Source organism: Bacteroides sp. 3_1_23, from assembly GCF_000162555.1.
Taxonomy (GTDB): domain Bacteria; phylum Bacteroidota; class Bacteroidia; order Bacteroidales; family Bacteroidaceae; genus Bacteroides; species Bacteroides ovatus.
Genome location: NZ_GG774960.1, coordinates 12,214 through 26,937 on the forward strand (window position 1 = coordinate 12,214; position 14,724 = coordinate 26,937).

10 protein-coding genes are annotated in these 14,724 nt (G+C 42.6%); 4 read left to right on the plus strand and 6 right to left on the minus strand.

Annotated elements, in window-relative coordinates; all coding sequences use genetic code 11:
* Window positions 1-7: 7 nt before the first annotated feature.
* The 6 genes from HMPREF9010_RS00765 to HMPREF9010_RS00740 all read right to left on the minus strand — a co-directional run bounded on the left by HMPREF9010_RS00765 (window position 8) and on the right by HMPREF9010_RS00740 (window position 5,237).
* Complete coding sequence (locus HMPREF9010_RS00765; RefSeq protein WP_008651840.1) at window positions 8-844, minus strand: FecR family protein; 837 nt, start codon at window positions 842-844, stop codon at window positions 8-10.
* 8 nt (window positions 845-852) lie between these two features.
* Complete coding sequence (locus tag HMPREF9010_RS00760) at window positions 853-1,443, minus strand: RNA polymerase sigma factor (RefSeq protein ID WP_008651842.1); 591 nt, start codon at window positions 1,441-1,443, stop codon at window positions 853-855.
* Between the two features lie 77 nt (window positions 1,444-1,520).
* A complete protein-coding gene (locus HMPREF9010_RS00755) occupies window positions 1,521-3,095 on the minus strand; it encodes a peptide chain release factor 3 (protein WP_008651843.1) in 1,575 nt (524 codons plus the stop codon).
* Between the two features lie 70 nt (window positions 3,096-3,165).
* Complete coding sequence (gene rfbD, locus HMPREF9010_RS00750) at window positions 3,166-4,026, minus strand: dTDP-4-dehydrorhamnose reductase (RefSeq protein WP_008651844.1); 861 nt, start codon at window positions 4,024-4,026, stop codon at window positions 3,166-3,168.
* Entirely contained in the window at window positions 4,027-4,572 is a 546-nt protein-coding gene (locus tag HMPREF9010_RS00745; RefSeq protein WP_008651846.1) for a DUF4924 family protein, read from the minus strand.
* A gap of 11 nt (window positions 4,573-4,583) precedes the next feature.
* Window positions 4,584-5,237 (minus strand): LysE family translocator, encoded by a 654-nt coding sequence (locus HMPREF9010_RS00740; RefSeq protein WP_004314184.1) that lies wholly within the window; start codon window positions 5,235-5,237, stop codon window positions 4,584-4,586.
* 257 nt (window positions 5,238-5,494) lie between these two features.
* On the opposite strand from HMPREF9010_RS00740, the gene purL reads away from it, so the two are divergent.
* The 4 genes from purL to HMPREF9010_RS00715 all read left to right on the plus strand — a co-directional run bounded on the left by purL (window position 5,495) and on the right by HMPREF9010_RS00715 (window position 14,698).
* On the plus strand, window positions 5,495-9,199 hold the full coding sequence (gene purL, locus HMPREF9010_RS00730; RefSeq protein WP_008651848.1) for a phosphoribosylformylglycinamidine synthase: 3,705 nt from the start codon (window positions 5,495-5,497) through the stop codon (window positions 9,197-9,199).
* A gap of 268 nt (window positions 9,200-9,467) precedes the next feature.
* Window positions 9,468-13,478: a two-component regulator propeller domain-containing protein gene (locus tag HMPREF9010_RS00725; protein ID WP_008651854.1), complete on the plus strand. Its 4,011-nt coding sequence runs from the start codon at window positions 9,468-9,470 to the stop codon at window positions 13,476-13,478.
* On the plus strand, window positions 13,475-14,017 hold the full coding sequence (locus HMPREF9010_RS00720; protein ID WP_004300957.1) for a chromate transporter: 543 nt from the start codon (window positions 13,475-13,477) through the stop codon (window positions 14,015-14,017). Before HMPREF9010_RS00725 ends, HMPREF9010_RS00720 begins: the two co-directional genes overlap by 4 nt.
* A gap of 132 nt (window positions 14,018-14,149) precedes the next feature.
* Window positions 14,150-14,698 (plus strand): chromate transporter, encoded by a 549-nt coding sequence (locus HMPREF9010_RS00715; protein ID WP_004300958.1) that lies wholly within the window; start codon window positions 14,150-14,152, stop codon window positions 14,696-14,698.
* The last annotated feature ends 26 nt before the right edge of the window (window positions 14,699-14,724 follow it).

Genomic DNA, 14,724 nt, shown 5'->3' on the forward strand with positions numbered 1-14,724 from the left:
TTTTTATTTAAATAATTTCTTTCCCTCGAATTTGATAACTGATTCCACACGACCCGAAGACTTTTTCCAGTGTGGCGTTCAGGTCTTTTGTTAAGACCGTCCCGTTATAGGTCAGCCCCTCGCATTTCTCATGCCCGACGACTGTTACCTCAAATATATGCTCAATATCTGCCACTACATTTATCAGCGGATCGTCTTCATACCCTAGCACTTCAGGGAATTCCGATTCTTCCGCCTTTTTTTCTACTGGCACAATCTTGGTTTCATCGCAACGCACACTTTCACCGGCAAGCAATGTACGCTTACCTACGGCAGTCTCGACTTTCACGCTTCCTTCCTCACAGTTTACGAACATCTTCTTTCCCTGCTGATCGACCAAGAATTTAGTACCGAGTACCGTCACGTCGCCGGCTTCAGTGCTAACGGTGAATGTCTTGCCTTTGGTTACATTGAAAGAGGCTTTGCCCAACAATTGCAACTTACGCTCCCAAAGCCATGTTATATGATTGTAAGTCAGACGTGAGTTTTCCATCACCTGCACACTACTGCCATCGGGCAATTCATAATTCATTGCAGTGTTATCCGTCACTACCTTTTCCTCTGCCAGAAAGTAACTGCCTACTCCCAAAAGAAGAACGACCGCAGCTGCCACTCCCCAAGAGAAGGAGAAGCTTCTTCTTCCGACACTTTGTTTTCTTTTCCGGCTTAAGATAATCTTATGGCTTTCTTCGCGCTGCAACTTTAATTTATCACCTATTTCTTTCTTACGGGAAAATATTTCGCCCACTAGAGGAAGCTTACCTTCCTCCAGGTATTGTTCTAAAGATTCTGTCCACTTTTCCATATCTCACCTCAATTAAAAATCCACAAATTAGCTGCCACCAGTAGCAAGAAAGATTTGCTCATACGCTCCCGTAGACTGGATATAGCCATATGAGTCGTATTATAAACTGTACGCGAAGTGAGCCCCATCACCTGGGCTATTTCTTCCGGACTCATCTTCTTATAGTACTTAAGATACAATACCTCCCGCTGTTGCTTTGTCAAATTGTTCAGCTCTTTCTGCAAAACTTCCAGCTGTTCTTTTTCCAACTCTGAATGGATAATAGCAGTTTCAATATCGATCTCCAGATCAAACTGATATTCGTTTGTGCCTACTTCATCCAGTGATTTGAATGATCCACTATTCTCTTTTTTCAGCTCGTTCACTATCATGTGTCTCAACGAAACACATAAGTAAGCGGGTATGGATTGAGGGGCCGCGCAAGTTTCTCTTTTCTCAAAGATGTAAACAAACAACGACTGTATCGCCTCGGTTACCAAAGTCTCATCACCGGCTATCTTCATGCCATATCCATACAGTAAATCTGCATATTGCTCATAAAGCTGCCGGAATGCCTCTTCATCCCCTTGCTGAATTTTATCCCAGGATAGTGTCTTCATTTCTCTTCACTCATTTATATGAGATATGTTTTTCCTTTTTTTACCTGATTTTTTAGTTAAAATCGTACGAATATGTTCTAAAACTCACTTGTAAAGTGGAATTTGATGTGTTTAAAGTCTATTTGAGCCATCTGAAGTACATAACTGGAGTCCGCCAAAAACACATCGCGTCCTTCTCTATCCTTTGCCATGTACTGGTATTTACGTTTCTTGAAGGCTTCCAGCTCCGCCGGATCATCGCTTTCTACCCAGCAGGCCTTATAAAGGCTTACCGGTTCCCAGCGACAGGATGCATTGTATTCATTCAACAAACGATACTGAATGACCTCAAATTGCAACTGTCCTACCGTACCAATAATCTTACGGCCATTGAATTGATTGACAAACAGCTGTGCCACACCTTCATCCATCAACTGGTCAATACCTTTTGCCAATTGTTTCTGTTTCATCGGATCGGCATTCTCGATATACTTGAACATCTCCGGCGAGAAGCTCGGCAATCCGCGGAAATGAAGCAGTTCACCCTCTGTCAATGTATCGCCAATCTTAAAGGTACCATTATCCGGCAGACCGATAATATCTCCTGCATAGGCTTCGTCAATCGTCGTTTTGCGCTGTGCCATAAACTGGGTAGGCGATGAAAAACGCACTGTTTTTCCATGACGGACGTGTGTATATGGAGCATTGCGGACAAACTTACCGGAGCAAATCTTACAGAATGCCACACAAGAACGATGGTTGGGATCAATGTTGGCGGTTATCTTAAAGATGAATCCGGAAAATTTCGGTTCGTCAGGTTTCACTTCACGCTCTTCTGCCTGTACAGGACGAGGGCTGGGAGCTATCTCTACGAAACAGTTCAGCAACTCTTGCACACCGAAGTTGTTCAGCGCTGATCCAAAGAATACAGGCGCACAGTCTCCTGCCAAATAGGATTCAGAATCAAATTCCGGATAAACACCCTCAATCAGTTCCAAATCGCCACGCAGTTTGTCTGCCAACGACTTGCCAATCTGCTGATCCAGTTCTTCCGAATGAATATCGACTGCCACTTTCTCTGTTACCATCTGTTTGGATGGCTGATACAAGTCCAGTTTCTGTTCATAGATATTGTATACCCCTTTAAAACGTGCTCCCTGCTCTATCGGCCAGGACAAGGGACGAACCTGAATCATCAGTTCTTCTTCAAGTTCATCAAGCAAATCGAACGGATCTTTTCCTTCACGGTCCATTTTGTTGACGAAGATTATTACCGGAGTCTTTCTCATACGGCACACCTCCATCAGTTTACGTGTCTGCGTTTCCACACCTTTCGCACCGTCTACAACGATGATAACACTGTCTACAGCTGTCAGTGTGCGGTATGTATCTTCGGCAAAGTCCTGGTGACCGGGAGTATCGAGAATGTTAATCTTATAGTCCCGATAGTCGAATTCCATCACGGAAGTCGTTACCGAAATACCACGTTGTTTCTCGATTTCCATCCAGTCGGACGTAGCCGTCTTTTTAATCTTATTACTCTTTACTGCGCCAGCTACCTGTATCTGACCTCCGAAAAGCAATAACTTTTCCGTCAAAGATGTCTTACCAGCATCCGGATGTGCAATAATGGCGAACGTCCGCCGTCTCAAAATTTCTGTATTATCTGCCATAGTTTTTTAGTTAGAATTATGAATTATAAAATATGAATAAGCTATGCTGGAATAACATAGCCTAGATTCATTATTCATCTTTCATAATTTTATCAATGCATTGTTTGAGGCTCTCCTCCCAATGAGGAATCTCTATATCGAACGTTGTTTTTATTTTTGTTTTATCAAGCACGGAATATGCCGGGCGGTTTGCTTTCGCGGGATATTCGGCTGTATGCAAAGGTTTCACTTTGCAGGTGGTTATTCCTGCCAGACGATGAATAGCTACCGTGAAATCATACCAGGAACAAACTCCCTCATTGCTGAAATGGTAGATACCGCGAACAATACCTTTATTAATAATAGCATAGATGGCCCGTGCCAGGTCATTGGCATACGTCGGAGTCCCGATCTGGTCGAAAACAACTCCCAGGCTGTCACGCTCTTTTCCAAGACGAAGCATCGTCTTTACGAAATTATTGCCAAAAATAGAATAGAGCCATGCGGTACGGATAACGACTGCTTGCTCGCAGTGATTCATTACCTCCTTTTCTCCTTCCAGTTTAGTGGTGCCGTATACAGAATCCGGGCAAGGATTGCAGTCTTCCGTGTATGGAGTATGCGCAGTACCGTCAAATACATAGTCAGTAGATACTTGTATCATGGCAGCACCATTGGCTTGTGCTGCACTTGCCAGTTGTTTCGGTGCTTCACAATTCAATTTGTATGCTAATTCTTGATTATCTTCAGCTTTATCTACAGCTGTATAAGCAGCACAATTAACAACAAGCTCAATCTGCTTCTCTGCCATATAAGTCCACACAGCTTGCTTGTCACAGATATCGAGTTCCTGCACATCTGTGAAATAATACGTATGTTGCGGGTTCTCTTTCGCAAGCACCTGCATCTCATTGCCAAGTTGACCGTTGGCACCCGTTACTAAAATTCTCATTTATTCATCCAGTTTTAATTCACCTTTACGGTCTTTATCATAATAATTTGCCAACATAGAAAGGAAACTAGTGATAGCTTCCACTGCCTTGGCAGTTCCTTCGCTGATAGACTTCTTTTGAAGACGAAGCAGGAGTACTCCATACAACGCTTCAAAACAGGTTTCCAGTTCGGGTTCATCTTTCTTGCCGTTTTTATTCCGTAATTCTACGATAAACGGTAATGCCTTGAAATAAGCAGCACTGTAAAAAGGAAATTTAGGAGAAGAGGACAATGCGTTGTGCAACTCTGTCAGATTGATAATCACGTTTTTATTAATCTGCAGATGCCCCTTTTCCCGTACTCCTTCCTCGCCCATCATCGTAATCAGGTTGGTATACCATTCTCGCATGGCAGGCCGCTGTTCTTCCGGATAGCGGGCAATTACATTTGCCTCCATCTCTTCCGGTTCACAATGATTGGCACGGATCAAGTCTTCCTCTTGCCACATATATATAAGGTATTCGGCAATATTCTTCTCTTTCAGTTGTTGTGCTATCTGATTCATTATGTTATCTCTTAATAAAGTGACTCTCCCAACAAAGTATAAATCAATCCGGCAACAGATACCAGCATTACGATACTTCCTACAACACGATTCAGTATCCAGATACCACGTAAATTGAATTTAGTGCGCACCTTATTCACAAAATAAGTGATACCCAACCACCAAGTCAATGCTCCTATAGCAATTGCAAGATATCCCGTGATCTCTTCAAACACCAGGACTCCCGGCTGCACAAAGGCAAAGCGGGCAAAAAGTCCGATAAACAGGAAGATTATCAAGGGGTTGGATAGAGTGACGAAAAAGGCGGTAATAAAATTATGGAAATAAGAACCTTTGCTGGATGAAGCCGGACGAATGGATTGCACCGGATTGCTACGAAAGGTATATATACCAAAAAGGAGTAGCATGACACTCCCCAATAACTGCAGATAGAAAATATTCTTATTGATATAATCGAACACAAAACTCATCCCATAACCGGTGAGCAAAGCGTATGCTATATCGCTCAACGAGGCTCCCAGCCCCGTTACGAATCCGTACCAACGCCCTTTATTCAGAGTCCTCTGGATGCATAATACGCCCACCGGACCGAGGGGTGCGGACACAACAACGCCAATAATAAAGCCTTTCACTAATATATCGAATATGGTCTCTATCTGAATCATGTCGCAAATATCGCACTTTTTTGTGATATGGGGATAGTATATTAACGTTTTTTCCACACAAGAATCACTATATATAGCGATAATAAGTAAAACGTACATCAAAAATAAACATATTAATAAGGTATAGGAATTTATTCTCTATTTTTTTCCTACCACCAACGAAATTGATTATCTTTGCGCCACAGAAAAAGAGAAGAGTTTCTCCTGCAGGAACTTCAATCGTAAAATCGTAAATCGTAAAATCGTAAATATACAACATGATTCTTTTTTTCAGAACCCCTTCCAAGAGCGTGATTGCCGTAGAGAGCAACCATCAGCTCACCCCTGACGAAAGTAATAAACTCTGCTGGCTTTTTGGCGAAGCCGTGATGGAAAGTGAAGAAAACCTGAAAGGCTGTTTCGTTGGCCCACGCCGCGAAATGATCACTCCCTGGAGTACAAACGCAGTAGAAATCACCCAAAACATGGGGCTCGAAGGCATCAGCCGCATCGAGGAGTACTTCCCTGTTAAGGACGAAAACGCAGACTACGACCCGATGCTCCAACGCATGTACAAAGGACTCGACCAAAACGTATTCACAACAAACCGTCAACCGGAGCCGATCATCTATATCGAAGATCTCGAAGTGTACAACGAAAAAGAAGGTTTGGCTCTTTCTAAAGAAGAAATGGACTACCTGAAGAAAGTAGAAAAGGACCTCGGACGGAAGTTGACAGACTCTGAAGTATTTGGTTTCGCACAAATCAACTCCGAACACTGCCGCCACAAAATTTTCGGCGGAACGTTTATTATCGACGGCGTAGAACAGGAATCTTCTCTGTTCCAAATGATTAAAAAGACGACACAGGAAAATCCGAATAAAATAATCTCTGCTTATAAAGATAACGTAGCCTTCGCTGAAGGTCCGGTTGTGGAACAGTTTGCTCCGGCAGATCATTCAAAACCTGATTTCTTCCAGGTAAAGGACATCAAGAGTGTTATCTCACTGAAAGCGGAAACTCATAACTTCCCTACTACTGTAGAACCATTCAACGGTGCTTCTACCGGTACGGGTGGTGAAATCCGCGACCGTATGGGTGGTGGTAAAGGTTCATGGCCGATTGCAGGTACTGCTGTTTACATGACTTCTTACCCGCGCACAGAAGAAGGACGCGAGTGGGAAGAGATTCTTCCGGTACGTAAATGGTTGTACCAAACTCCGGAACAAATTCTTATCAAAGCATCCAATGGTGCTTCCGACTTCGGTAACAAGTTCGGTCAGCCGCTGATCTGCGGTTCAGTACTGACTTTCGAACATACAGAAAACAAAGAAGTTTATGGTTACGACAAAGTCATCATGCTCGCCGGTGGTGTTGGTTACGGTACACAACGTGACTGCCTCAAAGGTACACCGGAAGCAGGAAATAAAGTGGTAGTAATCGGTGGTGACAACTATCGTATCGGACTGGGTGGCGGTTCCGTATCTTCTGTTGACACCGGCCGTTACAGCAGCGGTATCGAGTTGAACGCTGTGCAACGTGCCAACGCAGAAATGCAGAAACGTGCCAACAACGTAGTACGCGCTCTTTGCGAAGAAGAGGTGAATCCGGTGGTTTCTATTCATGACCATGGTTCTGCCGGACACGTAAACTGTCTGTCCGAGCTCGTGGAAGAATGTGGTGGTTTGATCGATATGAGCAAATTGCCTATCGGCGATAAGACTTTGTCGGCAAAAGAAATCATCGCCAACGAAAGCCAGGAACGTATGGGGCTATTGATTAAAGAAGAAGCCATCGAACATGTACGTAAGATTGCCGAACGCGAACGCGCTCCAATGTATGTAGTCGGTGAAACAACCGGCGATCATCGTTTCGCCTTCCAACAGGCTGACGGTGTACGTCCGTTTGATCTTGCTGTAGAGCAGATGTTCGGTTCTTCTCCCAAGACATATATGGTAGACAAAACCGTGGAACGTCATTACGAAATGCCGAAATACGAATTGTCTAAATTACATGAATATCTGACAAATGTATTGCAGCTTGAAGCTGTTGCCTGCAAAGACTGGTTGACAAATAAGGTAGACCGCTCGGTAACAGGTAAAGTGGCACGCCAGCAATGTCAGGGCGAACTTCAGTTGCCGTTGAGTGATTGCGGTGTCGTTGCACTTGACTACCGTGGCGAAAAAGGAATCGCTACTTCTATCGGACATGCTCCGCAAGCAGCATTGGCTGATCCGGCTGCCGGTTCTATCCTTTCCGTATCTGAAGCACTGACCAATCTTGTTTGGGCTCCGATGGCGGAAGGTATGGACAGCATTTCTCTGTCTGCCAACTGGATGTGGCCTTGCCGTTCTCAAGAAGGTGAAGATGCCCGTCTGTACACGGCTGTAAAAGCATTGAGCGACTTCTGCTGCGCATTGCAAATCAATGTTCCTACCGGAAAAGACTCTTTGTCTATGACACAGAAGTATCCGAACGGTGAGAAAGTGATTTCTCCGGGAACTGTGATTGTTTCTGCCGGCGGTGAAGTTTCCGACGTGAAGAAAGTAGTATCTCCAGTATTGGTTAACAATGAAAAGACTACGCTTTATCATATTGACTTCAGCTTCGACGAACTGAAATTAGGTGGTTCGGCTTTCGCACAATCTCTGGGTAAAGTGGGCGACGAAGTACCTTGCGTACAGGATGCCGAATATTTCCGTGACGCTTTCCTTGCCGTACAAGAACTTGTAAACAAAGGATTGATCCTTGCAGGACACGATATATCTGCCGGTGGTTTAATCACTACATTGCTCGAAATGTGCTTCTCTAATGTAGAAGGCGGTTTGGAAATCAGCCTCGACAAGATGAAGGAAGAAGATATCGTCAAGATTCTGTTCGCGGAAAACCCGGGTATTGTTATCCAGATCAGCGACAAGCATAAGGATGAAGTGAAGAAGATTCTGGAAGATGCAGGCGTAGGCTATATAAAGCTGGGTAAACCGACTGACGAACGCCACATTTTGGTATCTAAAGATGGTGCTACTTACCAGTTTGGTATCGATTATATGCGTGACGTATGGTATTCTTCTTCTTACCTGCTCGACCGCAAACAATCTATGAACGGTTGCGCAAAAGCACGTTTTGAAAACTATAAGATGCAACCTGTTGAATTCGCTTTCATGCCGGAATTCAAAGGTAAGCTTTCTCAATACGGTATCACTCCGGATCGTCGTACCCCAAGCGGTATCCGTGCGGCTATCATCCGTGAGAAGGGTACAAACGGTGAGCGCGAAATGGCTTACTCACTCTATTTGGCAGGTTTCGACGTAAAAGACGTTACAATGACCGACCTCATCAGCGGACGCGAAACACTGGAAGACGTAAACATGATCGTTTACTGCGGTGGTTTCTCTAACTCCGATGTACTGGGTTCTGCTAAAGGATGGGCAGGCGCATTCCTGTTCAACCCGAAAGCTAAAGAAGCATTGGATAAATTTTATGCACGCGAAGATACATTGTCATTGGGTGTCTGCAACGGTTGCCAGCTGATGATGGAACTCAATCTTATCAACCCGGAACTGAAGAAGAAAGGAAAAATGCTACATAACAATTCACACAAATTCGAATCACGCTTCCTTGGTCTTACTATCCCGACTAACCGCAGTGTGATGTTCGGCTCTTTAAGTGGAAGCAAACTGGGTATCTGGGTAGCTCACGGAGAAGGAAAATTCTCTTTGCCATATGACGAAGATAAATATAATGTAGTAGCGAAGTATAGCTATGATGAATATCCGGGCAATCCGAACGGTTCCGATTATTCTATCGCAGCACTGGCCAGCGCAGACGGACGCCACTTGGCTATCATGCCTCACTTGGAACGTTCCATCTTCCCATGGCAGAACGGTTGCTATCCGGCCGACCGCAAGAACAGCGATCAGGTTACTCCATGGATAGAAGCGTTTGTCAATGCCCGCAAGTGGGTGGAAGCGAAAATGAAATAAATCATTTCCATATTTTACAGAGGCTGGTACTTTAAATAGTGCCAGCCTCTTATTTTACGGAACTTTCCATTCTACCGGAAGACTTCTGATAGATACCAAAATACCGAAAACAAACAGTATATACAAATAGTTATAAAATAGTCTATTTTCTTCATTTTTGGAGCGCTGTTATCTTTCATCAAAATTTTGTAATATCAAAAAATCTTCTTAATTTTGTCAAACTTTCCCCCTCATAAAAGATTCAATAACCCTTAAAAGTCCTATTTGTATGAAAAAATGGCTTTTTCTAATCTTATTGTTTCCTCTAATTTGTGTCGCGCAGACGTATCGATATCTCGGAGTGGAGGATGGGTTAAGTAACCGGCGGGTTTACTGCATTCAAAAAGATAAAACCGGATACATGTGGTTCCTCACGCACGAAGGTATTGATCGATACAATGGAAAAGAGTTTAAACGATATAAGTTAATGGATGGTGACGCAGAAGTGAACTCTCTGTTAAATCTAAACTGGCTTTATATTGATCAGGAAGGAGTCTTATGGGAAATCGGGAAAAAAGGAAAAGTATTCCGGTATGACCAGATTCACGACTGCTTCAGTCTTGTATATAAATTACCGATGGAAAGTTTCAGCGAACAGCCGGACCCGGTCACTTATGCCTGGCTCGACCAGAACAAACACATCTGGCTATGCAATAAAGATACTATCTTTCTCTATAATACGGACACCAAACAAGTCACCCATATAAAGAATGATATAAGTGAAGAAATCACTGATATTGAACAAATAGACGAATCGCATTTCTTCATCGGTACGGAAATGGGGATTCATTATGCCCAATTAGAAAACAACGCATTGAAACTTATCAATTGCGATAAGTTGGAGAGCGTGAAAGCCCAAGTAAGCGATTTACACTTCGACAAAAAGATTCGGAAACTATTCATCGGCACTTTCTTGCGGGGAATTATGGTTTATGATATGAATACCAAATCCGTCATACGACCGGATTATAACCTGAAAGATATCAGTATCACACGGTTCAAGCCGCTAAATGACAAAGAGTTATTAATAGCTACCGATGGCGGAGGAGTACACAAAATAAATATGGATACTTATCAAATAGTACCCGAAATTGTGGCTGATTATAACAGTAATTGTGGCATGAACGGTAACAGTATCAATGACATTTTTGTGGATGATGAAGAACGGATATGGCTGGCTAATTATCCCATCGGAATCACGATACAAAACAACCGTTATACGAGCTACAAATGGATTAAGCACTCCATCGGTAACAAACAGTCTTTAATCAACGATCAAGTAAATGCCATTATTGAAGACAGAGAGGGAGATTTATGGTTTGCAACGAACAATGGCATCAGTTTTTTTAATTCAAAGACCGGACAATGGCGATCGGTGCTTAGTGCTTTTGAAGAGTCGCAAGGTAATAAAAGCCATATCTTTCTTACTATATGCGAAGTGGCTCCCGGAATTATCTGGGCAGGCGGGTACTCTTCCGGTGCTTACCAGATAGATAAGAAAACGTTCAGTGTCAGCTATTTCATGCCGCCTTTGTACACTCATACAAACAAGCGACCGGATAAATATATACGTGATATTCGTACAGATATGCAGGGTTATATCTGGTCGGGAGGATTCTACAACCTCAAGCGTATTAATCTGAAGACGCAGGAAGTACGGTTTTATGATGGATTAAATTCCATTACCGCCATCGTTGAGAAAGATGAAAAAAGTATGTGGATCGGTAGTGCCACCGGCCTATGTCTTTTAGATAAAGAATCCGGAAAATTCGAGCGCATAAAACTTCCGGTAGAGTCGAACTATATCTATTCCCTGTACCAAGCAAAAAACGGTTCATTGTATATAGGTACCAGCGGGTCGGGACTATTGATTTACGATATTAATAAAAAACTGTTCACTCATTACCACACGGAAAACTGTGCTTTGATATCCAATAATATCTATACCATATTATCGGATGCGGACAAAGATATAATCATGAGTACAGAAAGCGGATTGACAAGTTTTTATCCCAATGAGAAAAAATTCTATAACTGGACCAAAGATATGGGATTGATGACCACCCATTTCAATGCGCTATCAGGTACGTTACGGAAAAACAATAAATTCATTTTAGGCAGTTCTGACGGAGCAGTGGAATTTGACAAGGATATGAAATTGCCCAGAAGTTATTCTTCTAAAATGATTTTCAGCGATTTCAAGCTTTTTTATCAAACAATCTATCCGGGTGATGAGGATTCTCCGTTGAAAGCAAGCATCAATGATACAAAGGTACTAAAGTTAAAATACAATCAAAACAGATTCTCTTTGCAGGTTTCTTCCATCAACTATGACTATCCTTCCAATATTCTTTACTCTTGGAGGCTAGAAGGTTTCTATGATAAATGGAGCAAACCCGGAACAGAGAACACGATTCGTTACACCAATCTTGCCCCGGGCAAATATACGCTAAGGGTACGTGCCATCTCCAATGAAGACAAACGCATCATGCTTGAAGAAAGAAGTATGGATATTATCATAGCCCAACCTTTCTGGCTGACATTCTGGGCCATGCTGGTTTATACAGCTATCCTTTGTCTCATTGCCATCATTCTATTACGTATCTTGATTTTAAGAAAGCAGCGTAAAGTCTCCGATGAGAAAATACACTTCTTTATCAATACGGCACATGATATCCGTACCCCATTGACGCTTATCAAAGCACCTTTGGAAGAACTACGCGAGAAAGAGGAGTTGAGTAAAGAAGGTATTTCGAACATGAATACGGCATTACGAAACGTAAATGCCCTATTACGTCTTACCACCAATCTTATCAACTTTGAAAGAGCGGACGTATATTCTTCCGAATTATATATTTCAGAGCATGAGCTAAACACGTTTATGAATGAAATATTCAACGCGTTCCAGCAGTACGCCAACATCAAACATATCAACTTCACTTATGAAAGTAATTTCAGGTATATGAACGTATGGTTTGATAAAGAAAAGATGGAATCTATCTTTAAGAACATCATTTCGAACGCACTGAAATATACTCCGGAAAATGGAAATGTACAGGTTTTCGTTTCAGAAACATCTGACTCATGGAGCGTGGAAGTCAGAGACACAGGAATCGGCATCCCGGCCAATGAACAAAAGAAATTGTTCAAACTTCATTTCCGTGGCAGCAATGCTATTAATTCCAAAGTAACAGGAAGTGGTATCGGACTGATGCTTGTATGGAAGCTAGTCCGCCTGCATAAAGGAAAGATTAATCTGTCAAGCATCGAAAACCAGGGATCGGTTATCAAAATAACATTCCCTAAAGACAGCAAGCGCTTCCGGAAAGCACATCTGGCAACTCCGAGCAAACAGCGTATAGAAAATACGATTGATAACGTTCCGCCTCCATCACCTGAAATCTACGAAAATGCACAAAAGAAAGAGAACATTAATCATCGTCGCATCTTGATTGTGGAAGATAATGATGAGTTGCGCAACTATCTGTCGCAAACGTTATCCGAGGAGTATTTCGTACAGGTTTGCTCCAATGGAAAAAAAGCATTGACGATTATTCCCGAGTACAAACCAGAGCTGGTTATTTCAGACATTATGATGCCTGAAATGCGGGGGGATGAATTATGCCAAGCTATCAAGAATAATATCGAAACCTCCCACATTCCTGTTATCCTGCTGACTGCTTTGAATAATGAGAAAGATATTCTCTCGGGACTTCAGATTGGTGCGGATGAATACGTTGTGAAGCCATTCAATATTGGTATATTGAAAGCTAATGTTGCCAATCTGCTGGCTAACCGTGCACTATTGCGCAGCAAATTCGCAAATTTAGATCTGAATGATGAGGAAAATGATGAAGACTGCATCAACTGTTCGCAAGACATTGACTGGAAATTCATAGCAAACGTCAAAAAGAACGTGGAAGATAACATTGACAATCCTGCTCTCACGGTAGATGTATTATGCAGCCTGATGGGAATGAGTCGCACAAGTTTTTACAATAAATTAAGGGCATTAACCGATCAGGCACCGGGAGATTATATCCGGCTGATTCGTCTGAAACGTGCCGTACAATTACTAAAAGAAGACACACATAGCATAACAGAAATTGCAGAAATGACGGGATTCAGTGACGCCAAGTACTTCCGCGAAGTATTTAAGAAGCATTATAATGTAAGTCCCCGTCAATATGGCAAAGAGAAAAAAGCAGTTAGTAAGGAAGGAGGAGAAAAGAAAGAATGAACATTTATCTCGAAGCATTTGGAATCTTTTTTAAAATAGGCGCCTTTACTATTGGAGGAGGATATGCAATGGTGCCACTGATTGAAAATGAAATTGTCACCAAACGGAAATGGATTGCGCAGGAAGATTTTATCGATCTGCTGGCTATCTCCCAATCCGCACCGGGAATTTTGGCAGTCAATATTTCTATCTTTATAGGATATAAGCTGCGTGGAATCCGGGGAAGTATTATCACAGCATTGGGAACAATTTTGCCGTCTTTCATTATTATATTGGCTATCGCCCTGTTCTTTCATAGTTTCAAAGACAATCCGATAGTGGAACGTATTTTTAAAGGAATTCGCCCGGCAGTGGTGGCACTCATCGCGGCGCCGACCTTTACCATGGGACGATCCGCAAAAATCAACCGCTACAATCTGTGGATTCCTGTTGTCTCGGCAATATTAATCTGGCTGTTGGGCTTCTCCCCTATCTGGATTATTATTGCGGCCGGTGTAGGAGGTTTCCTGTGGGGGAAATTTAGAAAAGTTGAGAGTTGAGAATGGAGAATGGAGAATGGAGAGTTGAGAAGGCGCGGATTAACGCTGTTGTTTTACAGATTCATAATTCTAAAAGCCGGGAAATCCGTGTAATCCATGCCTAAAATTATTATATAATAAATTATTAATCACATGATTTACCTACAGTTATTCTATACATTTTTCAAGATCGGGCTCTTTGGCTTCGGTGGCGGTTATGCCATGCTTTCCATGATTCAAGGCGAAGTGGTAACCCGCTATGGATGGGTGAGTTCGCAGGAGTTCACGGATATTGTCGCAATCAGCCAAATGACTCCAGGACCTATTGGTATCAACGCAGCTACTTATGTAGGGTTTACTTCTACGGGTAGCGTATGGGGTTCCATCATTGCTACCTTTGCCGTAGTCCTTCCCTCTTTCATCTTGATGTTGACCATCAGTAAATTCTTCCTAAAATACCAGAAACATCCGATAGTAGAATCTATTTTTAATGGATTACGCCCGGCAGTAGTCGGATTACTCGCCTCCGCTGCGTTGGTATTAATGAACGCAGAAAACTTCGGTTCGCCTACGGAAGATACTTATTCATTCGTTATCAGTATCATTATCTTTCTGATTGCATTCATCGGAACAAGAAAATATAAAGCCAATCCGATATTAATGATTATCGCCTGTGGTATTGCAGGTTTGCTGCTCTATTAATAACGAGCGGCTGAACAGTAAACAAA